At 39.9% G+C, this 21,697-nt stretch carries 21 protein-coding genes; 7 read left to right on the forward strand and 14 right to left on the reverse strand.

Annotation, left to right across the window (positions count from 1 at the left end; genetic code table 11):
• Window positions 1–46: 46 nt before the first annotated feature.
• Window positions 47–682: a hypothetical protein gene (locus RCC89_08290; protein WMJ73159.1), complete on the reverse strand. Its 636-nt coding sequence runs from the start codon at window positions 680–682 to the stop codon at window positions 47–49.
• 296 nt (window positions 683–978) lie between these two features.
• Here RCC89_08290 and RCC89_08295 point away from each other — a divergent pair, with 296 nt between their 5' ends.
• Entirely contained in the window at window positions 979–1,545 is a 567-nt protein-coding gene (locus RCC89_08295; protein ID WMJ73160.1) for a sulfite exporter TauE/SafE family protein, read from the forward strand.
• Window positions 1,546–1,631: 86 nt separating this feature from the next.
• On the opposite strand, the gene RCC89_08300 is transcribed toward RCC89_08295, so the two are convergent.
• Complete coding sequence (locus tag RCC89_08300) at window positions 1,632–2,813, reverse strand: GTP-binding protein (protein WMJ73161.1); 1,182 nt, start codon at window positions 2,811–2,813, stop codon at window positions 1,632–1,634.
• A 216-nt stretch (window positions 2,814–3,029) separates the two neighbouring features.
• Here RCC89_08300 and RCC89_08305 point away from each other — a divergent pair, with 216 nt between their 5' ends.
• From RCC89_08305 to RCC89_08320, 4 genes are all read left to right on the forward strand, one after another.
• Window positions 3,030–3,329, forward strand: coding sequence for a cupin domain-containing protein (locus tag RCC89_08305; protein ID WMJ73162.1), 300 nt, complete (start codon window positions 3,030–3,032; stop codon window positions 3,327–3,329).
• Window positions 3,330–3,423: 94 nt separating this feature from the next.
• Window positions 3,424–5,061 (forward strand): cation:proton antiporter, encoded by a 1,638-nt coding sequence (locus RCC89_08310; GenBank protein ID WMJ73163.1) that lies wholly within the window; start codon window positions 3,424–3,426, stop codon window positions 5,059–5,061.
• A gap of 151 nt (window positions 5,062–5,212) precedes the next feature.
• Entirely contained in the window at window positions 5,213–6,046 is an 834-nt protein-coding gene (locus tag RCC89_08315; GenBank protein WMJ73164.1) for a universal stress protein, read from the forward strand.
• Between the two features lie 8 nt (window positions 6,047–6,054).
• Window positions 6,055–7,551 (forward strand): L-lactate permease, encoded by a 1,497-nt coding sequence (locus tag RCC89_08320; GenBank protein ID WMJ73165.1) that lies wholly within the window; start codon window positions 6,055–6,057, stop codon window positions 7,549–7,551.
• A 98-nt stretch (window positions 7,552–7,649) separates the two neighbouring features.
• Here the strand turns inward: RCC89_08320 and RCC89_08325 are convergent, their stop codons facing one another.
• Window positions 7,650–9,383, reverse strand: a complete 1,734-nt coding sequence (locus tag RCC89_08325) for a hypothetical protein (GenBank protein WMJ73166.1) — start codon at window positions 9,381–9,383, stop codon at window positions 7,650–7,652.
• A 110-nt stretch (window positions 9,384–9,493) separates the two neighbouring features.
• Between RCC89_08325 and RCC89_08330 the strand changes: the two genes are divergently transcribed.
• Entirely contained in the window at window positions 9,494–10,384 is an 891-nt protein-coding gene (locus RCC89_08330) for a YihY/virulence factor BrkB family protein (protein WMJ73167.1), read from the forward strand.
• Between the two features lie 122 nt (window positions 10,385–10,506).
• Here RCC89_08330 and RCC89_08335 read toward each other — a convergent pair whose 3' ends face one another.
• Together RCC89_08335 and RCC89_08340 are read right to left on the reverse strand one after the other, a co-directional pair.
• Window positions 10,507–12,216 carry a glycosyltransferase family 39 protein gene (locus RCC89_08335; protein ID WMJ73168.1) on the reverse strand — a complete coding sequence of 570 codons (1,710 nt, stop codon included), beginning with the start codon at window positions 12,214–12,216 and terminating at the stop codon, window positions 10,507–10,509.
• A gap of 63 nt (window positions 12,217–12,279) precedes the next feature.
• Complete coding sequence (locus RCC89_08340; GenBank protein WMJ73169.1) at window positions 12,280–13,014, reverse strand: hypothetical protein; 735 nt, start codon at window positions 13,012–13,014, stop codon at window positions 12,280–12,282.
• Between the two features lie 111 nt (window positions 13,015–13,125).
• Here RCC89_08340 and RCC89_08345 point away from each other — a divergent pair, with 111 nt between their 5' ends.
• Window positions 13,126–13,347 carry a hypothetical protein gene (locus RCC89_08345; GenBank protein WMJ73170.1) on the forward strand — a complete coding sequence of 74 codons (222 nt, stop codon included), beginning with the start codon at window positions 13,126–13,128 and terminating at the stop codon, window positions 13,345–13,347.
• 65 nt (window positions 13,348–13,412) lie between these two features.
• On the opposite strand, the gene RCC89_08350 is transcribed toward RCC89_08345, so the two are convergent.
• The 9 genes from RCC89_08350 to RCC89_08390 all read right to left on the reverse strand — a co-directional run bounded on the left by RCC89_08350 (window position 13,413) and on the right by RCC89_08390 (window position 21,683).
• A complete protein-coding gene (locus RCC89_08350) occupies window positions 13,413–14,144 on the reverse strand; it encodes a DJ-1/PfpI family protein (GenBank protein ID WMJ73171.1) in 732 nt (243 codons plus the stop codon).
• 659 nt (window positions 14,145–14,803) lie between these two features.
• Window positions 14,804–15,661 carry a DnaJ domain-containing protein gene (locus tag RCC89_08355; GenBank protein WMJ73172.1) on the reverse strand — a complete coding sequence of 286 codons (858 nt, stop codon included), beginning with the start codon at window positions 15,659–15,661 and terminating at the stop codon, window positions 14,804–14,806.
• Between the two features lie 123 nt (window positions 15,662–15,784).
• Window positions 15,785–16,333: a hypothetical protein gene (locus tag RCC89_08360; protein ID WMJ73173.1), complete on the reverse strand. Its 549-nt coding sequence runs from the start codon at window positions 16,331–16,333 to the stop codon at window positions 15,785–15,787.
• 180 nt (window positions 16,334–16,513) lie between these two features.
• Window positions 16,514–16,990, reverse strand: a complete 477-nt coding sequence (locus RCC89_08365) for a cytochrome c (protein WMJ73174.1) — start codon at window positions 16,988–16,990, stop codon at window positions 16,514–16,516.
• A gap of 3 nt (window positions 16,991–16,993) precedes the next feature.
• Window positions 16,994–17,470: a DUF6495 family protein gene (locus RCC89_08370; protein ID WMJ73175.1), complete on the reverse strand. Its 477-nt coding sequence runs from the start codon at window positions 17,468–17,470 to the stop codon at window positions 16,994–16,996.
• A 243-nt stretch (window positions 17,471–17,713) separates the two neighbouring features.
• Window positions 17,714–18,625, reverse strand: a complete 912-nt coding sequence (locus tag RCC89_08375; protein ID WMJ73176.1) for a YihY/virulence factor BrkB family protein — start codon at window positions 18,623–18,625, stop codon at window positions 17,714–17,716.
• A gap of 107 nt (window positions 18,626–18,732) precedes the next feature.
• A complete protein-coding gene (locus RCC89_08380; protein WMJ73177.1) occupies window positions 18,733–19,452 on the reverse strand; it encodes an anaerobic ribonucleoside-triphosphate reductase activating protein in 720 nt (239 codons plus the stop codon).
• Window positions 19,391–19,573 carry an anaerobic ribonucleoside-triphosphate reductase gene (gene nrdD, locus RCC89_08385; GenBank protein ID WMJ73178.1) on the reverse strand — a complete coding sequence of 61 codons (183 nt, stop codon included), beginning with the start codon at window positions 19,571–19,573 and terminating at the stop codon, window positions 19,391–19,393. The genes RCC89_08380 and nrdD overlap by 62 nt, the downstream gene beginning before the upstream one ends.
• Window positions 19,545–21,683 (reverse strand): ribonucleoside triphosphate reductase, encoded by a 2,139-nt coding sequence (locus RCC89_08390; GenBank protein WMJ73179.1) that lies wholly within the window; start codon window positions 21,681–21,683, stop codon window positions 19,545–19,547. The genes nrdD and RCC89_08390 overlap by 29 nt, the downstream gene beginning before the upstream one ends.
• Window positions 21,684–21,697: the final 14 nt, after the last annotated feature.

A 21,697-nucleotide genomic window follows, 5' to 3' on the forward strand; every position in this document is an offset into this window, starting at 1 on the left:
AATAAACAAAACCTTTATGGTCTTTGTAGTTAGCGAGGTTCAAGCATTATTTCTTTAATACTTCTATTTCCTTCTTCAACTTCTCATTCTCCTTCTTCATTTCAATCATGTATAGGGTAAGTTCTTCTACTTTTTTTAGAAGGATGATGTCCATGTCGGCAACGTTAATGCCGTTTTCTTCAACTTCTGCGGCTGATGGAACTTCAGGAAGGTGGCTGTTTTCTTTTATAAATGACTCTACTTCTTCTAATGGTCTCAGTTTATAGTCTTTGGCAAATACATAATCTGGGAAGCACCGGCTTTGAGTTAGACGTACCTTTACTTCTGTTGCATATATAGTTCCGTTGACTGATAACCTGGCGTCATCAGGCAAGCAGTCTGCTCCTTGGTTCATGTTAATTGCAACTTTTCCATCTCCTCTTACATAAAAAGGACTCATACTATTTGCGCCAATGTCCCTAATTTGGAAAAAATAGCTGTTGCGGGCATTTGCTGCAGTGCCAAATGTTTGTACGTCAACAGTTAAAGCGTTTAATGGATTGCCTCCGCTGCTAGGATGGAATATATGAGATGCGCCTTGTACTCGTAGGCCATTTGCTGGAGGTGTGTGATAAGTTCCTATTGATAACCCTCCATTGTAATGGGAAAGTAATTTAGTATTTTGGTTCTGTTGAATTCTCATTCCGTGCCTATTAGATTCTGTTACATTTATATGAAATTTAGAATCATTCCTAGGTGCGACATCTATTCCTACATTACCATTTGATGTGCTTCCGATGTTTTGAGTTCCTCCGGGTACTCTGATCTGGGCGTGTAAGTTAAAAGAAATTAATAAAGTGACTGCAAAAGTTGCAATGAGTAATGTTTTTTTTATTTTTTTTGTTTGATTTAGTTTATGCGTGCAAACTTAGTGTTTAGTCTTAAGTTGTGCAAGTTTAATTTATTATTTGTGGGTATAAGTCCATGTTATTGTTTTGATTGTCTATAGACAGTTTTTTTTGTGGGTTTTGTCGGATAGGGTTAGGCTGTTTTAACGTAGGGAAGGTGTTTTATCTGGCAGGTTATCAGCAGGTGTTGTCTATTTTATTGGGCGTATTGGTAATTGCTGCTGTTTTATACCCTTCTTTGGTAAAAGGCAAGATCAATGTTATTGGGTTTGGATTGGTAAATTCAATCAAAAGAGGATTGACAAGGGTATTTAACAATGGTTCTTACCCTGGTTTAATGTTCACTGGAATATTAAATGGTTTTTTGCCCTGTGGGTTGGTTTATATGGCTTTGGCAGGAAGTATGGCTACCGGTGGTATGATTTCTGGTAGCTTGTTCATGGCTGCTTTTGGTCTTGGGACACTGCCAGTGATGATGGCCGTTTCTTTGGGCGGCGCTTTTGCCAGCGAGTCTATAAAGTCTAAAATTCGCAAAGCCGTCCCTGCCATGATGGTGGTTATGGGTTTGGTATTGATACTCCGCGGCCTCAACCTGGGCATCCCTTATGTAAGTCCCGCCGTAGGTGCAGAAGGGCAGGAGGTGCATAGTTGTCATTAAGGGTTTGGGGTAAAAGAAAAATAGTATATATATAGCATATTAAAGCCATGGATACTTTATCCATGGCTTTTGTTATTTAGGTTGGTTTATAAGGGCCAACTATCTTGTAAGAGCTGGTTTTGTTGGATAGCTTTTGCTTCTTCCTCAGAGCATATACATTTTTGGAGTTCTGAGATTATTTGCTCTTTATTCAAGTCTTGGCCTATAATCACAATTTCTGTCATTCGGTCTCCCCAAGTTGGGTCAAAGCGTGATAAAATAAAGTCTTCATCTACTTGGTAATATTTCCACTCATCGCGAGGTTTGGATGCCCACCATACACCGGCTTTGTCCGCTTTCAGTGATCCTCCTGCTTGGCTCCAGGCTATGGCATCATCCGGTCTTGAGGCTAACCAAAACAAGCCTTTGCTTCTGATGATGTTTTCTGGCCAGAGGTGGTTGACATAGTTCCAGAAACGTTCTGGGTGGAAAGGTGCCCTACTTCGAAATACAAATGACCCTAGTCCGTACTCTTCAGTTTCGGGAGTATGCTCAGTTTCTAGTTCCTTGATCCTCCCTGCAGAAGATGAAGCCTTTTCGAAGTCAAATAACCCTGTATTTAATATTTCCTTAGGCGGAACTTTGCTCATTTGAGATTCTATGATCCTTGCCTCAGGGTTTAGTTTTTTTAGTATAGCTTTTAGTTCTCCTAACTGGTAAGAGGAAACCAGGTCAGTTTTGTTTATAATGATTACATTGGCAAATTCGATTTGATCTGTTAGCAAGTTGACGATGGTTCTGTTGTCAGATGGGTCTTCGTTGAGGTCTCTCGTCCATACCGTGTCTCCACTGGTAAAGTCTTTTGAAAAATTAAACGCATCTACTACTGTTACCAAAGTGTCTAGTGTGCTGAACTTTGTCAGGTCTATACCGGACTCCTCATCTACATAAGAAAAAGTTTGTGCTACCGGCAAAGGTTCTGAAATCCCTGTAGACTCTATAAGCAGGTAGTCGAACCGCTCTTCTTTGGCCAACTTTTCTACCTCTTTTAAAAGGTCTTCACGTAGTGTACAGCAAATACAACCATTAGACATCTCGACTAACTTTTCTTCGGTCCTAGAAAGCACGTTTTCGTTCTTTACCAACGCTGCATCCACATTTACTTCGCTCATGTCGTTGACAATGACTGCTACTTTAAGATTTTCTTTGTTATGTAAAATATGGTTTAGCAATGTTGTTTTACCTGCGCCTAAAAAGCCACTCAACACTGTTACTGGAAGGTTTTTCATACACTTATTATTTTTTTTGTAAAGTAAGCATGAATATGTTTTAATTGCAACAATGTTGCGTATAAATACTTGTTTGCAGTTTTTGTTGCTTTTGTTTTCAGCAGTTCTCCACTAGCGCACTAAAATTTCCCAGTGATGACAAATGTCATATTTTTCTGTTGCCACAGTCATATTTTTGCAGTCTGGTTGATTTTATATTGCATAAAATTTCATAATATGGATAAGCTGATTTCAGATTTGAAGACAGAGTTGGCCTATGCGGATGATAGGCCTGCAAGTATATTGCTCAAGCATAACTCATCTAAGGTGCTGTTACTTGCTATAAAGGCGGGGCAGGAGTTGCAGCCTCATACAAATCATGAGGATACTATACTGACAATTACTGAAGGAGATGGGGCTTTAGTAATGAACGGAAGTGAACATTTCCTGAAAACAGGGGCTGTAGTGCGTATTCCGGCAGGGGTAATGCATGCGCTTCATGCACTTTCTGATATAAAATTTATATTGATCCGCTGAGGTTAAATTAAATTTATACACATTTATTTTAACAGCTTTGGAATTTTCTTTTAATTTGAACCTATAATCAAAAAAGTATCAAAGCTGTACAGTTGTGGAGTTAGCCCCTAATACCTTTACCGAGTTTGCCTTAATTTTAGCCCTTGCTGCTTTGATAGGGGCTGTAGGAAGACTGCTCAAACAACCCCTTATTATTTCTTTTATTGTAGTAGGCATCTTGGCTGGGCCTGCTGGTTTTGATATCCTCAGCCTTGAAGAAGAGGTGGAACTATTGGCCGAAACAGGAATTGCTATTTTGCTATTTGCTGTTGGCCTTAAGCTTGATGTTGCCCTAATCCGTTCAACGGGAAAAGTTGCTTTTTTAACGGGTATGGGACAGGTGATTTTTACTTCAGTCATTGGTTATTTGATCGGGCTGCTTTTAGGGTATAGTAATATTACCTCTCTTTATATTGCTATTGCTTTAACTTTTTCCAGTACCATTATTATTGTAAAATTATTATCTGACAAAAAGGAAATAGACTCTTTACATGGACAGATATCCCTCGGTTTTCTGATCGTGCAGGATATTGTAGTGGTTTTGCTCATGATCGTCTTGTCTGCCTATGGGGCTGGTGCGGCAGAGGAAAGCACGACAACTGCTATGTTGACTGTTTTTATTAAGGGGATAATATTATTGGCGTCCATTGCTTTGTTGATGAAGTATGTATTGCCTTATCTTGTTCATCAATTGGCAAAGTCACAGGAGTTGCTGGTGCTTTTTGCCATTGCCTGGGCGGTAGCACTTGCAGCCATAGGGGACAGTATTGGCTTTTCTAAAGAAGTAGGAGCGTTTTTGGCTGGTGTGTCCCTGGCTTCTACTCATTATCGGGAAGTGATCAGCGGCAGGCTCGTGGCATTAAGGGATTTTTTGCTTTTGTTCTTCTTTATCAACCTGGGTGCGCACTTAGACCTTTCTGAAATGGGCGCTCATATACTTCCTGCGTTTGTATTTTCGATTTTTGTCCTTTTAGGTAACCCTTTGATAGTGCTTGTTATTATGGGGCTGATGGGGTATAGACGCCGTACAGGTTTTTTGGCGGGTTTGACGGTGGCGCAAATCAGTGAGTTTTCGCTCATTCTGGCGGCTCTAGGTTTTTCTCTAGGGCATATCGATTCTGAAACTGTAGGGCTTATTACCTTGGTAGGACTTATTACCATTGGTCTTTCCACCTATATGATCATTTATTCTCATCCAATTTTTGAAAAGCTTTCTCCTATGCTCAAGGTTTTTGAAAAACCTGTGCCATATCGGGAGGCTATTGCCAAGCAAATGGAGCAAAAGAAAATTGATGCCATTGTTTTTGGGCTTGGCCGTTATGGAGAAAATATTGCAGAAAGCTTGGAAAGGGAAAACTATAATATACTAGGTGTAGATTTCGACCCTATTGTCGTACAACGTTGGCAGGAAATGGGTAGGGATGCCCGCTATGGTGATGTGGAAGACCCTGAGCTGGCGGAACATTTACCTTTAAAAAACACCAAATTTGTTATTAGTACTTTTCCTGATGTTAACGTGAGTATCTCGTTGCTTAAGTATTTGCGTGAGCTAGATTTTAAAGGTAAAATAGCCCTTACAGCACATAGACGTTCTGATGCGGAGAAGCTACAAAAGCATCAAGCTGACCTTATTTTGCTCCCTTTTGCAGAGGCTGCTGTAAATATTGTAAGTAAATTAAAAAGCAAGGAATAACTTTTAATTTTATATATTAAACCTTTATTTTGGTCTGAACCATTTTTTGTTGACTTTGATCATAACCAATAGTGCTTAATGCCTTTAATTTATAGAGAAGAGGTTTCTACCTTTATACTGTTCTTGTCAAATACCAATTAATTTTAATATTATGAAGCGCACAATCCTTTTTCCAACAGACTTTTCAGATAATGCTCATATAGCATTGGATTATGCTGTTGCCTTTGCAGATTCCTTAGATGCAGAAATTCTTGTTTTTCATGCTTATTCTATTGCTCTTATTAATACTGATATGCCTTATAGTGTTATTGAAGAAGAGTTGGAAAGGGTCAAGCATAAGGCTATTGAGGATTTAGAGGCTCTTTGTAAAACAATTAAGGAAAAGAACCCTGAAGTGAGCGCTTCTTATATTCTGAAACAAGGTTTCGCAGGTTCTATGATTGTTGAGTTTGCTAAGGACAGGGATGTGGATATGATCATAATGGGTACCCAAGGGGCGGGGGCTGTTAAATCTTTCTTTATAGGAAGCAATGCGGCAGACGTTATAGAAAATGCCTCTTGTCCAGTTTTGGCAGTGCCTGAGCGGGTACCATACAAAGGTATTAAAACTATTGCTTTTGCCAGCGATTATTACGACTCTGATATTAAAGACCTTTCTAAGCTTACTATTATAGCGAAAGCACTCGATGCAGAGATTACTATTATCAATATATCAGACGAAGGCAAGGAGATTCAAGAGGCTGTTAGTGCTAGGTTTATGCGTGAAGTAAGGGAGCGTAATAGTTACCCCCGTATTGAATTGAAACTTATAGAAAGCGACGATGTGGAGAAAAGTTTGGAAAAATACATGAAAGAAAACCCTACTGACCTGTTGGTTACTTCTACAAGGAAGAGGAACCTTTTGGAAAAGTTCATGGAAAGAAGCCTTACCAAACAGCTCGCTTACCATGCAAAAGTCCCTTTACTTGCATTTCATCAGAAGTAAGTCGTTAGATGAACATATTAGTTTTTGTATTGCCTTTTGCTGTACTATTGCTGCTTACCATCGGTTGGCGTCGGCCGCTTTGGCAAGCAGCAATGGCCAGTTACGTAACAGGTGTTGTTATTTCTTCTATTGCGAGAGGGTTTGAAATGCCATTGCTGGCTGTACCCATGACCCATGCTTTTTTTATTGCGGTAGAATTGGCTGTTATCCTTTTTGGAGCCATTTTTTTTCTGAATTTTCTGAAAATAAATGGAGCTATTGATAAAATACAGGGGTCGTTAAACAGTGTTACTTCGGATAAACGCTTGCAAGCTATCTTGCTGGCTTGGCTTTTTGGAGGGTTTATTGAAGGAGCGTCAGGGTTTGGAACTCCTGCAATGATCGTGGCACCGTTGTTGGCCTCTTTGGGCTTTCCATTGATGGTGGCTGTGGTACTTCCACTTATGGCCAACACTACTGCTGTTACTTTTGGTGCTGTTGGTACGCCTGTCAAAATTGGATTTGCTGGCATTGAAAGTGCTAATGCTGCTGGAGTGTTTGCTGCTTCTGTCAATTTGTTGGCAGGCTTGCTGGTGCCGCTTTTTATCTTGTTCTTTGTTGTCCGCTTTACCGGAGGTACATTGAAGAAAGATTTTAAACAGGCAGTGCCTTTTGCGCTTTGGGCAGGACTTTGTTTTTTAGTCCCGTACTTCTTACTTTCTTTTGCCGGGGTGGAGTTTCCTTCTATGGCCGGTGGTTTGTTGGGCTTGTTTTTGTGCATCATAAGTATTCGATATAAGTTTCTTGTGCCTGAAACACAGACTGGTGTGTCAAAGCCTGACCTTGCCGGACTTGTAAAAGCTTTTATGCCCTATACTCTTTTGTGTGTGTTGCTTGTTGTGGGCAAATTGGTTTTCAGGAATGTTATCATTCTTGACCTGTGGTATGAAGCAACGCGCAATTTTGCTGTATTTCAACCAGGCATGGCATTCTTAACGGCTATATTGGTTTTGTACCTCATTTCTCCAAAATTTCGGAGCAGTAAGATTAAAATAGCAGCACTAGATGCTTTTAAAGTGCTTCCCAAGCCTTGGGTAGCTATATTCTTTATTGCGGCACTTGCTCAGAATTTGCTTTTTGTGGGTAGAGAATTTAGTGTTATCTGGCAACTTACGCCTTATTTATCTGAAGCAGGGGTGCTGTTTACGGCTGTTGCCGCTGGAACCTTTGGTAGTTTTGCTGCCGGTAGTGCTACTGTATCAAATTTGCTCTTTGGTCGTGAGATATATGAAGCGGCTTTGGCTGCTGGTGCTGGTGCGGTGGCTGCTCTCGGAATGCAATTGATAGGCTCTGGAATTGGAAATGCCCTGGCGCTTCAAAATATTGCGGTAGTTCAAGCTGCTGTGAAGATGGAGGGTGAAGAAAAGAATATCCTTCGACAAGTGGTTATTCCATGTATGATATATTTGGTAGTAGCTTTTCTGGCAGGAATGCTTATCCTTAACTTAACTAGGACTATACACTAGGACCTTCTGTGTAACTTGGATTTTATTTATATCTTGAGAAACAAAAAAGCTGCCCTTATTTTAAAGGACAGCTTTTTTGTTGCCTATCTTATATGATTTTAGAATGGAATAAGGCTTCCCAGCACTGCAGCAACTCCTGAGATGACCAGTGTAGCCACTACCCACCATGAAGCTGACATGGCTGTTTTTCTGGTGTTCTCAGCCTGCTGAAGCGCATAGAGTTTGGCATATTCTAATGTTTCTTTGGTTTTTTCTTCTACTTTTTCTGCAAAATCCAAAGTGTCCTGTTTAGCTTCCTCAAATTTTTCAAAGATGAGTTCCGCTTCGCCTTTGCTCAGTGATGAGTTGGCACTGATAAGGGCTACCATGGTATCTTTGTCAAACTTTTGGAACCGTTCTTTCAGGATAGGGACGGCCGCATTTGGATCATGAAGCATTTGGGTGAAATCCTGCTTCATTCTGTCGTAATTTAGCTCTTCGCGATCCATAGAGTTAAAGTACTTCCTTACTTTATTTTCGAATTGTGTAAGGACTCCTTCTGCCTTATCCATTTGCTTGGTCGCTTTGCTTGATCCTTCAGTAGCCACTTCCGCTGTTTTTTCTTTATTTTCCCTAAGCTTGTTGCCTAAGTTAAGTACTACATTTTGAACCTGGCTAACTACTTTTTTTGCTTCCTCTTCGTCTATGTCTGTTCTTGCAGAAATAGCATTGACAATAGCTGCACGATCCAGGCTTTTTATTTTTCTTCTCATGATGTCCTTTGAACTAACAGGATCTCTCATGATTGTTTCGATATCTTTTTTCAGACGGTCTGCTGTAAACTCTTTTTTATCCGTAGCGTTTAAGTAATCAGCTACTTTCTTTCTAAAGTTTTCAGCATCCTCATCTGTGCCTGGCGTAAACTTGTCAAAAGCCTCGGTCAATTTATCAGCATTGCTACCGCCAGATTTTACAATACCCTTTGCTTCATCAAAAGTCTGCTTTAATTTACTCGCTTTTTCCTTAGAAATAGTAGGGGTGGATTCTGCAATTTCCACAAAAGTCTTTTTAAGCAATCCTTCGTCGGTAAACTCAGTCTTTTGCTTAAATTCCAGTTCATTTAAAATGGATACTAGATCATCTTTTATTTTATCATAATCCAGATCTTTAGGCTGCATTTTTTGGATGTAATCGTCAAAGTTTTTGACGATTTTGTTATTGTCCATTACCCCTGCAATTTCAGACCTAATGGCACCTACAGTTTTTTGCGCAACATTGGCCATTTTGTCTTCTTCAGATTTTCCAAAGATAGCTTTTGCAGTGTCTGCAGAAGCTTTAAATCCTTCTCTTGCCATGTTCCAGATAGTTCCGGTAATGGATCTGCCTACTCTGTAATCCAAATAAGCGACAGTGGTCATGGTCAGAGCCCAAATGACAAGCCCTAAAGTAATACCTAGACCAACATCGGCTATAAGGCTAAACCTTACTGCTAACCAACTGGCAAAGAACAACGAAATGGCAGACGCCAAAACAGACCACAAACCTGCTGCCGATGTTATTTTTACACCAAGCGGTGTGCTGCTTTCACTGCTTTCGTCTTTCTTGTCTGACTTGTTCTCGTTTTTATTTCCTGTAAACTTATCCTTTATATTACCGATCAGGGATATACCTGTAGCGGTAGCAAGTGCCGATAATAGCAGCTGAAATGCAAGTGCTAGTATAACACCTGCTATAACGCTGAAGAAAAACTGTGGACTTAGGTTGATAAACCCTGTTTCAGGTACCTGTGCCATACCTTTAAGGGCCGTTCCGCCTATCAGTCCTCCTGTCAATACTATACCTTTCCCTTTCATATCTCCTTTTTCTTTAGCCTACAACTAAATCAACGAGTTGGTTAATGGAATTGGTTCCCGATAACTTTTGGGTTCACATGCAGTTTTCTTACAAGGAGCATAAGTGAAATATGAGAGATTTTTTTAAGGTTTTGAAACGTGCTGTGGTTGAATACATAGATGATGAACCATTTGACTTAAGTGCAATTGTGGCCTTTTATGCAATATTTTCTCTTCCGGCTTTATTGATCATTGTCATTTCTTTGGTAGGATATGTGTTTGGGCATGATGCTGTGGAGGGTGAGATAGAAGCTCAAATATCAGAAGCCATTGGACAGGAAGCGGCTGTTCAGGTTCAAACCATGATAGCCAATGCCTACGAAGATGAAAACACCAAATTAATGACTATTATCGGTATAGCGGTACTTTTGTTTGGTGCTACTTCTGTGTTGGTATCTCTGCAAAGATCGCTGAATCGGGTTTGGTGGGTTCGGACAAAAAAAGAAAGTACTGGGGTCAAGAAAATTGCCAGAGACCGAATTGCCTCATTTGGGATTATCCTTGCCATCGGGTTTCTCTTACTTATATCTTTACTCGTTACAGCAGGGTTGTCAGCACTTGGTTCATGGGTAAGGCAAGCTTTGCCCACTTCTTTGTATTACTTTTTTTATGTATTACATTTTGTTGTTTCTCTTACTTTTATTGCCGTTCTGTTTTCGTTGTTGTTTAAATTCCTCCCAGATGTACGTGTTCAGTGGAAAAGCTTATGGAAAGGTGCTTTGTTTACCTCGTTTTTGTTTATGATAGGCAAATTTGCCATGGGTATATATTTTGGCAATATGGATCCAGCCTCTTCTTATGGAGCGGCGGGTTCTGTTATTTTGATTCTCTTATGGGTAAATTACTCTTGCCTGATTCTTTTTCTTGGTGCAAAATTTACCAAAAAATATGCTGAATATCACCACCACTATGTAGAGCCAAAACCTCATGCAGAATGGTCTGCTCATGGCTTTGGGGCTTGATGGAGTATCCAGATTATGCAATAGGGGGCGTCATGAGGGGCAAAACAAAAAATCGAGCAAGCGACTGACTGACTTGAGGTAGCTTTGTCACGTAATAGAAGTTCCTATTGTATATTTCGGGTTTATTTTACAATTACCGTGTAGTTTTTGCTGTTTTGCCCAGGTTTCATCCATCCGGGGGCAATATCTATCCTTAATGTATACGTTCCAGCAAAATCGGGCATAATGACTTTTACTTCTTGGTCTACGGAAGCGCCTGGTTCCAAACGGTTCGTTATAATATCTTGTTTGAGTTGTGTAGGCGTGGGGTGTTCTTCAAACATTCTAGGGAGCAACTTGGCCATTAGGTCAGGGTTTGCGTTAAAGTCTACTGTTTGCTTAAAGTTGTTTTTGATTCTGATGGGTAAACGAATAGTGTCACCTTGGTCAAACTCCAGGTTTTCCGGCAGTACTTCAATGTCTACTTTGTTGTATGACCTAAAGTTGTTTATGTGCCGGTAGTAAATATATTCTCCAAATACTGTTTTTAATGAATCAGAATCTGGCAGGGGTGACCTGTGAATTTTTATAATATTTTTTCCTTGTAGAGAGTCTTCAAAAGGCCAAAAATCATACATGTTTCCCCTGGCTCCGCTGGTGTTGTAACTGTGTCCGGTGCCTTGGTCTGAATAAAAGTTATATTTGGAAGCCCATTGGTATGAGTTGATAAAAACTACAGGACGGCCTTCTGCAATTTCTTCTATCTCTTGCGCCCATTGGTCCCAACCATGAAATTGGGTCTTGAAACCTAGGCTTTTCCATGTAATGTCAGAAACCATTAGAAAACGTGCTCCTGCTATAAAAATAACAGAGGGAATGGTTAGGTACAATATCCATTTTCTTAGCTTTTCATGATATAATGCTTTATTGTAACTGAGGATAATTAATGGAATAAATGCTGGAATTGTCCAGTTTGCTTCTACCCAACCTTTAAATGTTGACAAGAAGAAGAAAAAGAAAATACCAAACATGGTGTATTTCAAGGCCCGCTCAAACTGATTGCTTACTTTATACGAAAAAGCAGTGTATAGTACAAAAATGCCAATAAATGGGCCTGTTACTAACAGTTGTCCCAACAGGTAATCTAATGTATACCGTACCTGGTAAGGGTCTGTAGAACGTGTAACCAAATGATATCTTAAAGAAGGATAGTCGTTATCTATTTGCCACAATATATGTGGGAGAAATAAAACAAAAGAAAAAAGTACAATTCTCCAGAAGGAAACCCTGATGAGTAGGAGTGGGTTAGACAGAATGACGAAAAACAAAACTAATACCCCATGGTATTTGCTATACAAAAGTAAGGCTATGGTGACCGCAAGGAGCAACTCTGATTTGATGCCTGGGTGCTGTAAAAAATATTTATATACATAAAAGAACAATGCAGTAAAGAGGATCAGCGGTATGTCCGGTACAGCTAGGAAGCCACTGGCATTGAACATGCTGATAGAAAAAGCAATAGCTGCAAAAAGCAGGACATCCTTTTTGTCTTTATCAGTCATTTTCCAAATGAGGTAAACAGCCAGTGTGCTGCTGATGGCGATGAAAAAACGTACCCCAAATTCATTTTGGAAGAGCGTGTATCCCGCTTTAATCAAAACAGCAATTGCAGGTGGGTGGTCAAAATACCCCCAGTCTGGGAAACGGCTAAACATCCAGTAGTAACTTTCGTCATGCGCTAGCTGGATCAATCCGCCTTGAATGAGGTTGATCGTAAGCCAAAAGATGAGAAATACTGAAATGTAAAAACCGGAGCTATACTCAGCTCCGGAGAACAGTTTTTGCCTTGTCATGTGCAATTGATGTTTTCCGTTTTGCAAATATACAATTGCCGCATGAGGAATTTAGGAAAAAACTCAGAAGTTAAACGAAGCGCCAAACAGTCCATAGTGAAATAGTACTGAGTTGTCTGTTCCATTAATGCCTGTTTCGGTATGCATCATTCTATAACCTATCCGCGCAGTGACATGTGGTGAAACTGCGTAAGGTAAAGCCACCTGGTAGTCCAGAAACCGGCCATTGTCTGTATAAATACCGTCACCTTCTACCAATATACCTAACCTGTTAAACAATCTAGCTTCGGCATGAAAATGGACTAAAGGCGTTATGTCAAGTTCTGTTTGTTGCGTGCCCATATCTCCCTGTCTTAGGAAAATGGCTTTGTCCATAACATTTCCAGAGATACCAGCTGCTGCTTGTACCCTGTCTCCCAATAAAAAGAAGTACCTGTATGTTGCTCTGTAATTGTTTAGCGTGTAAGTAAGTGCTGTTCCTGTATTTGCCTGAAAGACATTGCCGTTAAGGCTAAAGCTTTCATCAAATGTGCCACTATAACGCTGCTGAAGCGGGGCATAGGTAAAGAATATGTCATGTCTGCATGCTATCCTATATCCTAACCTTAGCCTAAGTGCAAATGCAGGATCCGAGCCTAGTTCTGTTCCGGCATTGAACTCTGACATGCCTTCTCCCGGACTTGATATTCTGTTATATCCTTCTAAAGCTCCTGCGGCTTCAAAATCTGTAATTACCTGTGCTTTTGATTCTACTACACAAAATGTGATTAAAAACGATATTATTACTAACCTCCACATACCTTTCTCCCTTTACGTTTTATAAAAGAACCTGATTAATATTATATTTGTTGAGTGCGATTTAAATTTTTTCTATTTCTTTTAGGTTGATATGTAAAAAAAGGAAAAAGTATGGCAGGATGTGGATATGTATGTCCTTCGTGTAATAATAGTGGTTTTGATGAAGCTGGCAATGCCTGCCATTGGTGCAGACCAGTGAATCAGAGCAAGTGTACCGAAGAGCCTAATAAGGATGAGGACATAGAATCCTGGTTGGAGAATGTGCATGGAGGGTCTTGTTGCTGGGATGATAATGACTACGATGATGAATCAGAACAAGATAAAGATAAATAGCCGCCAACCCAGCAAATGGCTGGATTGACGGCGGGGTTGACGGAATTATGCTTTTGCTCCTTTTATTAAGCTTGTGCTTTTTGCAGTCTTTTCTCTGCTAGTTTCAATGTTTTTTTTGCTACATTTTCTGCAGCTTTAGGACCTACTCCAGTTACAAAAGGATAGTCCACTTCTGTATGGCCAGGGGTGAATAGTGACCTTAGAAAGTTGAAGTTGCTGACTTTGGCTCCTGACTTTTTCATTTTATCTTCGTTAGAATAGGGGATAGGCACAAATTTCTCGTGAACCCATCCTGCTTTTAATAAAATATTGTCAAGTTTTTCAGGAAAGCCTGTCATCTTTTTGTCGGCTACTATGGGTTTGCTTCCGTCGTTTACAAACCCAAAGGTGGATGTACCGTGACATACTGCCGATAGCAACTTGCCTTTCTGATAAGCTTCTAATATTTTTTGGTGTAGCTCCCTGTCTATGTTTACATCGAATAAGCAGCCATGGCCTCCCGGTAGGTAAATAATATCTGTTTCATCCGTATTCATGTTTCCAACCGGCTGTACTTGGCTAAACTTATTGACGATTTCTTTCCCTATTTCGGTATCAGGTGAAAAAGATTCAGATAGCCCCAAGCCAAATGTGCTCATGACTTCATTTTTCTCCAGACTTTTCGGATCTCCCTTAGGTTGATGCCCGTTTACCGTATAAAAATTGATCTCAGACCCGCTTTTTTGAAACTCTTTGTAAGCGTCATACAACTCTTCCCAATGAAAACCTACTGTACTTATGACCACTGCTACTTTCATACTAAAATGTTTATTGCCCTTCTTATTTTTCAACAATGGTTAAATTGTTTTCGTTTTATGGAACTTTTTCAAGATTTGCTCATACCGTGTTCAGTACGGCTGATGTGAATTGGTTTGTGTTATTTTTATTTGTTAGTCAGTTGGTTGTGTGTTTGGTGCGAAAAATTTTCATATAGCTTTAACAATTTGCTTATACCGCCAGTTGAATTTATAGAGAGACGGAATTAGAGGGAGTTGGATTTTAAATTGCTGTTTTATTTCGACTTGTTGTTCTGACGTATGGTGCTGTAGGTAGAGGAGTTGGGGCATACGGAAGTGATACGGAAGTTGCAGTGCGGTTGGTAAGTGATACACGTTGGTTTGGTTTGTGAAGTTGGGTGTTGTTGGCAAGTGGAGTTTGAAGTGTGGTTGGATAGCTTATGTGAAGTTGGAAAGTAGGGTAGTAGCTAGCAGGGTTGATTGTGCGTTTGGCAGTGTTGAGGAGTGAGAAGGGGCAAAACGTAGGAAAGCAGCTTAAGAGGGAATGGTAGAGGAGAGATATCAGCAGACAATCAAGTTGATAAGTTAAAAACAAGAACCTTAGTGAAGAAAGATTTGAGGGGTGAGAAGTAAGGTTTGACAATACAGCGTGAAAACGGAGGCCATAGGTCTCCGTTTTTTTATGAGAGAAAATAAATGACCGTTAGGTGTATTATCCCATCAAATAAACCTGCAATACCAATTTTCATTTTAATCTCTGTACTTTTAACTATAAGAAGAAACATTAAGGAACATATGAAGTAAATGGCTATGAGAGGCCAGAACGTCTTAGTTGGGTGAATTAACGCTTCAAATTTTAATATCCTCTCGCCATTAAAAATTTCAGCATAATTGATAAATCCAAAAAGGCGAGTTGAGTATAGTGTTACTTCTTCGTTAAGTCCAAGGTTATAAGGTTTTACAGTAAGTGCCTTCCCGTTGGTAAAGTAAACCTTGTCCCTAGCGTTAGGATTAGAGGTGTGTCTAGCACTTTTTTTACCATATTGGTAAATTAAAACAGTGGTTTCTGTAGACTTTACAGCGGGAAGTGTATAATCTATGACAAGAAGTGCATTAAACAATAAAAGAAAAGCTACCGGGTATTTCATGAAATAGCAGATTTTTCTCATAGCTTCTTCATTCCTTGCCCAGCGTTTTGCCTCAGCTTTCTTTCTTCGCTCGTCTGCTTTTTTGCGTTGTTCTTCTTTTGCGTTATTACGGTTTGTGCTGCTGTTTTTTTGCGAGGTGCTGTAACGGCTTCTTCTGGTGTTTTTTGTAGAACTGGTTTTAGTGTAGTTGGCTTTGGTAGGCCTCCTGTACTTTTCTGGGTTCATCAGGTGGTCATGGGCTTGTCTCAGCCGGATGAACTTTGCCTGTGCTCCAGGCGCTTGGTTGATGTCAGGGTGGTACCTTTTGGCTAAGCGCCGAAAGGCTTTTTTTATTTGCTCTTTATCTGCGCCAGGAGTAAGTTCAAGTTCACGATACCACTTGCTGTTCATTTGTTGTTTTTGATCGTTTGCCTGTTTTTTAGATAATGTTAACTTCCTAATATGGTGAAAATATCTTTAGAAATCAATTGGTGAACATGTTTAAACGCTGGATTTTCCCATAGCTTTCTCTTGCTAATTGAAAATTTCAGCAAGCAGGTAAAAGCCTAAGTTTGTAAAGACAATGAAGGTGCCGCCGCTTAGTTTGTGATTGTCCTTTTTTATTTTGAAGAAAGCCATTCCGAGGAATATCATCACTAAGGGATAAATGCGATGGATGGCGTGCTGATATGGTTCAATGGTTCTTGATCTATTGTTTCGGCTAACGCTCAGAGACTTTACTTTGCCCAACAGAAGTGAAGAAGATACACTTACTTCTTGGTGCAGCTCTACGGCACCGGCTGCTGTTTTGATGGTTTTCCCGTTTGACAAGGTGACTTTGTCATAAATATGTTTGCCTGCTTTATTAAACCTGCTTCCTTGGTCAAAGATAGGTTCAACTGCTGTAATGCTATGGCGGGATGTATGGCCGGGCAGGTGTAGGTCGGCAATAAGCAGTAGATTGATGAAAATTGTTGCTCCTACTAAAATTGAAATACCCTTGATAGTTAATTTTATAGCTTTATCGGCCTTTTGTTCCGCTAATTGTTGCTCTGTTGGTTTTTTAGAAGGATATTGTTTCATTTTTGCATCATACGTAAATTATCGTAGAGAGGGTTCTGTGTCTATTGCTTAATTTGCTGTTCATGACTTCTTTTCAATAGCTGGGAAATTGGGTAGTTGTAATAAGGTTGCTTAAGGGTAATTTTTTAAGATGCTATTTTTTTAGTTTTAAAGCAATATTAATTTCTGAACCCTTTCGAATTACCTTATTATGCTTTCATATTTTATGTATTCAACAATTGAGTCTAGTTCTGCTTCACTCATATGCTTAAAAGAAGGCATGAGCATCTGGTAAAGCTCATAAAGTTCTTTTGCGTAAGGATCTCCTGACTTTATTACTTCACCAGGATCTTTTATAAAGTTCTTTAATCCTTCCTCAGAGTGTCTGTTTTCAACGCCTTTCAAATTAGGCCCGACCATTGATCTGTCAAAGCTGTGGCACATTATGCAATTTTCTTTGAATAGTGAGGCACCTGTTTCATTGAAATGAATACCTGCTGCTTTAGCTTTTTTATGGTTTATCCCATCGTCAGGAAAAGTAATACCTCCACAATAAATGACCTGCTCTTCTTTTAATTCTTTAGAGTACAGAAAAGCATAAACAAATACAGCAATAGCCAGTGCTGCGAGAAATGTTAGGCTGGCAAAAAGCCTGCTAAAAAGTTGCTTATTGCGCATGTTTTACTGCTTTATTGCTTTTAGTAACTGATACATATTCCCATCGCTTACCATAGCCCCACTTTGGACCAGTTCAAATATCTCTTGTTCCTTTTCCTTTCTGTAAGGTTTTTCAGTCTTAAAAATTTCAACTTGCAGGTCATTTAGCTTTTCGGGGTTTTCGTTGATTTCCTTAATGAAAGAGTCATCTTTTAAGTTCGCCTCTCCTTGTATATTTAAACCAATTAATACCATGCGGTCGTCGAGGCACTCAAAGGCCATAAGGCTGTTGGTCTCGCGATGTTCCAAGAAGGTGATTTTAGAAAGAACTTTTTCCATTACTATATCTGAAAATATAGTAATCAGCTCTTTGACTTTCTCCGGGTCATTTTCTTGTAATCTTTTGTAATCATCGGCCGTAATGGTGTTGGCGGCTAAAAAGTTGATGAACTCTGGTTTTAATTCTTCTAATTCTTCAGGGGTAAGAAGTCTATATTTCATAAGGTATTATCGCATTTCTTTTTACAAAGAAAATATTTTCGTTTTCAAAAAAGTAGGTTTTTTTGAGGAATGTGGCGGAAGGTAAGCTGTGTCGGTGCTTTTGCGGCAAGGATCGAAGCGGTTACCCCGCAGTCCCGACGATAGGAGGGCGAGGAGTAATAGCGGAGAGCCTGGTGTTCCGGGGCTTAAGCTAAAAGGTTGCTTTTATGCGCCTATGGCTGCTAAAGCCCCGGAACAGCCGCCCTATAATTTATTGTCAAAGTCTTTGTCCTTGACCCATTTAAACCTGTAGGCATAATGGGCTGGCTCTATGTGTTTTCCTCTCATGCGTGCATAGGCTTTGGTGAAGGAAGCTCCGTAAAAGAATGCCAGCGAATTGTAAAAAAGCCATAGAGCAACTAACACAATAGGGGCTGCATAATCATACAGGTCTTCTATGCCTTCGTCAACCACTAATACAGATAGCAACCAAATGCCTATGAGGAAAAGAAGGGTGGTAATGGCTGCACCGACTATGGTTGGCTCCCACTTTATTTTTACGAAGGGGAGTATCTTGTAAAGTACGGCAAACCAAAGCCAAACAAAAAGTATGGTTAGGATATTGATTATAAGTATAACAATAGGATCATTGGTACCAGTTTCTCCGCCTGTGGCATATTCAATGCCTCGTTCTAAGGCAACATTTGCAAAAAATAATATTCCTGTTGCCAAGACAAGTATAAAGGTTAATCCTCGTTCAACCCACATTTTTTTCCAAAAGCTCTTGAAAGCTGGTTTTACCTGCCACAAGTTGTTTAGGATGTCCTGAAAGAATACCAAAAGCTGGGTAGCCAGTGAGAGGACGGTAAAGGTATAGGCTATGAGTAACCAGATATTTTTGGAGGCTTGTATCATGTATCTCTCGGTTATGATCCCAAGGATATTTGCCGAGTCTTCTCCAATAATTACTGCCAATTGTTTTTGTAGCTCATGGTATAAAGTGTTCGTTTCAAAAAAGAAGCTGAGGCAAAAGATAACTATTACAAAAATGGAGGGTAAGCCAAAAAGTGAAAAGTAAGCAATGGCTGAGGCGAACTCTCCTGGGTGGTTTTCTTTAAAAATTTGCCATGATTCTAAAAATAATGAAAAAAAGCGCTTAAGTTTTTGTTTGTTCATAGTGAAACAATGGGATCAAAGACTTGTTCGACTTAAACAACTTTGAAGTGAGCTTTTAGTTATTTGCTATGACGCTATTTAAACCGAATTATATATTTTATGGAGAATTAATTTCGGACGATGATTTTGATTTTTTGTGACGGAATGTCGAATGGCTTTATTTTCTTATATGAGTTTGGTAGGTTTCCTAGGGTTGGAGTATTATTTACAAAGTTTTGTAGGAACCATTCTCCTTGGTAATTTTTGCCTTCCAAATACGATAGCATGTCTTGCAGGCTTTGCTGGTCGAGCTGCTTGGTATGGACAGTGGTTCTCACTTCAAATGGAAAGTTTTCAGAAAGTAGGTAGTCTATAGCGGTTTCAAAGTTTGGGAATAGATGAGACCTTGTAACCTCTTGAAAATGGTTAAGAGGTGCTTTGAAGTCTAGAGCTATATAATCAATGAGCTTTTGTTGGGTGAGTCTTTTTAGTATCTGCGGATTGGAACCGTTGGTGTCTGCTTTAACTTTGAGACCTAGTTTTTTTACTTTGTACAAGAAAGCTTCGAGCCCTTTGTGCAGGGTAAACTCCCCGCCACTGAGTACTACGCCTTCTAACAGATTTTTTCGGGTTTGTAAAAACTCAAGCACTTCGGCATAGGATTTTTGTCCTTTCCCATATACAATTTCTGGATTATAGCAGTATGGGCACTTCATGTTACAGCCTGCAAACCATAGAATGCAGGCTGTATGTTCTGGATAGTCCAGCATGGTAAAGGGGGTAATGCTATAGACCGGTTTTACAGCTTCTTCTGTTTTCAAGGAAATGTTTTCTTTGTTTATGTTCACCTTTCTTGCCAGTGTTAAAACTTTCTACAGGCCTGTGATAGCCCATAACTCTTGTAAAAACCAAGCATTTTGACCTTTTTTCTTCATTTTGTTCAAGTAGCAATTGTATCGGGTCTTTCATAGTCTTGTTGTTTGTTTTGAGTATTTAAAGATTGAATTAATTCGTCATCGCAGTGTGGGCAGTATTCATGTTCGCCGTTGAGGTATCCATGAACAGGGCAAAGGCTGAATACTGGTGTTACTGTTATATATGGTAACCTGAAGTTTGTGATTACTTTTTTGACAAGTTTTTTGCATGCCTCTGGCGAGCTGATTTTTTCGCGCATATATAAGTGCAATACCGTTCCTCCGGTATATTTGCACTGTAGCTCGTCTTGAAGCAATAAAGCCTCGAAAGGGTCGTCTGTATGGTCTACAGGTATTTGAGAACTGTTGGTGTAGTAGATGTTTTCGTCTTCTCCGGCTTGAATAATGTCCTTGAAACGCTTTTGGTCTTCTTTGGCAAACCTATACGTTGTGCCTTCTGCCGGGGTGGCTTCAAGGTTATAAAGGTTGCCGGTTTCTTCTTGAAACTCTTTCATGCGGTTTTTGATGTGTTCCAGTAGATCCAGCGCTATAGTTTTCCCTTCTTCGGTTATGATATCTAGTTTGTCATTGGAGTAGTTTCTGATCATTTCATTGATGCCATTGACACCAATAGTAGAAAAGTGGTTTCTGAAATGGGGCAGGTAGCGCTTGGTATAAGGGTAAAGCCCCCGGTCATACATTTCTTGAATAAATTTCCTTTTCTTTTCTAAAGTTGATTTGGCAATGTTCAACAAATGGTCGAGACGTTGGTATAGGCCTGTTAGGTTGTTTTTGTATAAGTACCCCAGCCTGGCCATGTTTATAGTTACTACACCTATGCTTCCGGTCATTTCTGCACTTCCAAATAAACCGTTCCCTCTTTTTAAAAGCTCTCTCAGGTCTAGTTGCAAACGGCAGCACATACTCCTTACGGCATTGGGTTTATATGCCTCCGGGTTTTCTAAGCGGTTTCCTTCTGCATCATATATATACTGACTGCCAATAAAGTTCTGAAAATACGAAGAGCCAATTTTTGCAGTGTTTTCAAATAAAATATCCGTGTTTTCGCCTTCCCAGTCAAAGTCCTCGGTAATATTTACTGTCGGTATGGGAAAGGTGAACGGTTGTCCATTAGCATCTCCCTCTGTCATAACGGTATAATAGGCTTTGTTGATCATGTCCATTTCCTGTTGGAAATGCTTATAGCATAGGTCTGTTAGGTTGTTTGCGCCACGTTGTTTTGCTTTTGTTTGCAGTTCCTGACTTGTTAGCCCTTCCATTAGGTGCTTGTTGTTTTTTGTAGGTGTTTGGTCTTTTAGGTCGTCAGGGGCTACCCAGTCTAAGGTAATGTTAGTAAAAGGAGATTGCCCCCAGCGTGCCGGCACGTTAAGGTTATAAACAAAACTTCTTATGGCTTTTAGAATGTCATTGTATGCTAAATTGTCTTTGAACACATAAGGAGCTAAATAGGTGTCGAACGAACTAAAAGCTTGGGCGCCGGCCCATTCGCTCTGGAGGATTCCCAAGAAGTTGGCCATTTGACCTAAAGCTTCTCTGAAGTGGGAGGGAGGTGTGCTCTCTACACGCCCTCTTACACCATTGAAACCTTCATTGAGGAGTACACGGAGGCTCCATCCTGCGCAGTATCCGGTCAGGCAGTCTAGGTCATGTATATGAATGTCACCATTTCTGTGGGCATATCCTTCTTCTTTTGAGTAGACCTTGTCCAACCAGTAATTGGCTATAACTTTTCCTGCTACATTATTGACTAAACCTGCATTTGAGTAGGAGGTGTTGGCATTAGCCTTGATTCTCCAATCAGTACGGCTAATGTACTCTTCGATGGTCTGGGTACTATTAACATAGGTGGTGTCCTCGCTCAGTCCATTGGCATGTTCGCGTTGCATTTTACGCGTATGCCTGTAGAGCATAAAGGAGCGCATGACTTCAAAATGACCTGCTTTGAAAAGTTCTTGCTCAATCAAGTCTTGTATATCCTCTACAGACCATAGTTCTTTGTGCCGTAGTTTTTCTACAAGCTTTAGGATAATGGAATCCTCAGGGTCTTTTTTTACACTTAAGAATCCTTTGTGAATGGCATCACTGATCTTATATAGCTGAAAAGGTTCGTATTCTCCATTGCGCTTGATTACATATCTGGTCATAAGGTGCTTTTTTT

Source organism: Cytophagaceae bacterium ABcell3 (genome assembly GCA_030913385.1).
Classification (GTDB): Bacteria; Bacteroidota; Bacteroidia; order Cytophagales; family Cytophagaceae; genus ABcell3.

Excerpts from the sequence above, each read along its gene's own strand:
- RCC89_08290 (WMJ73159.1), bottom strand. The coding sequence starts at position 682 with ATGAGAATTCAACAGAACCAAAATACTAAATTACTTTCCCATTACAAT.
- RCC89_08300 (WMJ73161.1), bottom strand. The coding sequence starts at position 2,813 with ATGAAAAACCTTCCAGTAACAGTGTTGAGTGGCTTTTTAGGCGCAGGT.
- RCC89_08305 (WMJ73162.1), top strand. The coding sequence starts at position 3,030 with ATGGATAAGCTGATTTCAGATTTGAAGACAGAGTTGGCCTATGCGGAT.
- RCC89_08315 (WMJ73164.1), top strand. The coding sequence starts at position 5,213 with ATGAAGCGCACAATCCTTTTTCCAACAGACTTTTCAGATAATGCTCAT.
- RCC89_08320 (WMJ73165.1), top strand. The coding sequence starts at position 6,055 with ATGAACATATTAGTTTTTGTATTGCCTTTTGCTGTACTATTGCTGCTT.
- RCC89_08325 (WMJ73166.1), bottom strand. The coding sequence starts at position 9,383 with ATGAAAGGGAAAGGTATAGTATTGACAGGAGGACTGATAGGCGGAACG.
- RCC89_08330 (WMJ73167.1), top strand. The coding sequence starts at position 9,494 with ATGAGAGATTTTTTTAAGGTTTTGAAACGTGCTGTGGTTGAATACATA.
- RCC89_08335 (WMJ73168.1), bottom strand. The coding sequence starts at position 12,216 with ATGACAAGGCAAAAACTGTTCTCCGGAGCTGAGTATAGCTCCGGTTTT.
- RCC89_08340 (WMJ73169.1), bottom strand. The coding sequence starts at position 13,014 with ATGTGGAGGTTAGTAATAATATCGTTTTTAATCACATTTTGTGTAGTA.
- RCC89_08345 (WMJ73170.1), top strand. The coding sequence starts at position 13,126 with ATGGCAGGATGTGGATATGTATGTCCTTCGTGTAATAATAGTGGTTTT.
- RCC89_08350 (WMJ73171.1), bottom strand. The coding sequence starts at position 14,144 with ATGAAAGTAGCAGTGGTCATAAGTACAGTAGGTTTTCATTGGGAAGAG.
- RCC89_08355 (WMJ73172.1), bottom strand. The coding sequence starts at position 15,661 with ATGAACAGCAAGTGGTATCGTGAACTTGAACTTACTCCTGGCGCAGAT.
- RCC89_08360 (WMJ73173.1), bottom strand. The coding sequence starts at position 16,333 with ATGAAACAATATCCTTCTAAAAAACCAACAGAGCAACAATTAGCGGAA.
- RCC89_08365 (WMJ73174.1), bottom strand. The coding sequence starts at position 16,990 with ATGCGCAATAAGCAACTTTTTAGCAGGCTTTTTGCCAGCCTAACATTT.
- RCC89_08370 (WMJ73175.1), bottom strand. The coding sequence starts at position 17,470 with ATGAAATATAGACTTCTTACCCCTGAAGAATTAGAAGAATTAAAACCA.
- RCC89_08375 (WMJ73176.1), bottom strand. The coding sequence starts at position 18,625 with ATGAACAAACAAAAACTTAAGCGCTTTTTTTCATTATTTTTAGAATCA.
- nrdD (WMJ73178.1), bottom strand. The coding sequence starts at position 19,573 with ATGAAAGACCCGATACAATTGCTACTTGAACAAAATGAAGAAAAAAGG.
- RCC89_08390 (WMJ73179.1), bottom strand. The coding sequence starts at position 21,683 with ATGACCAGATATGTAATCAAGCGCAATGGAGAATACGAACCTTTTCAG.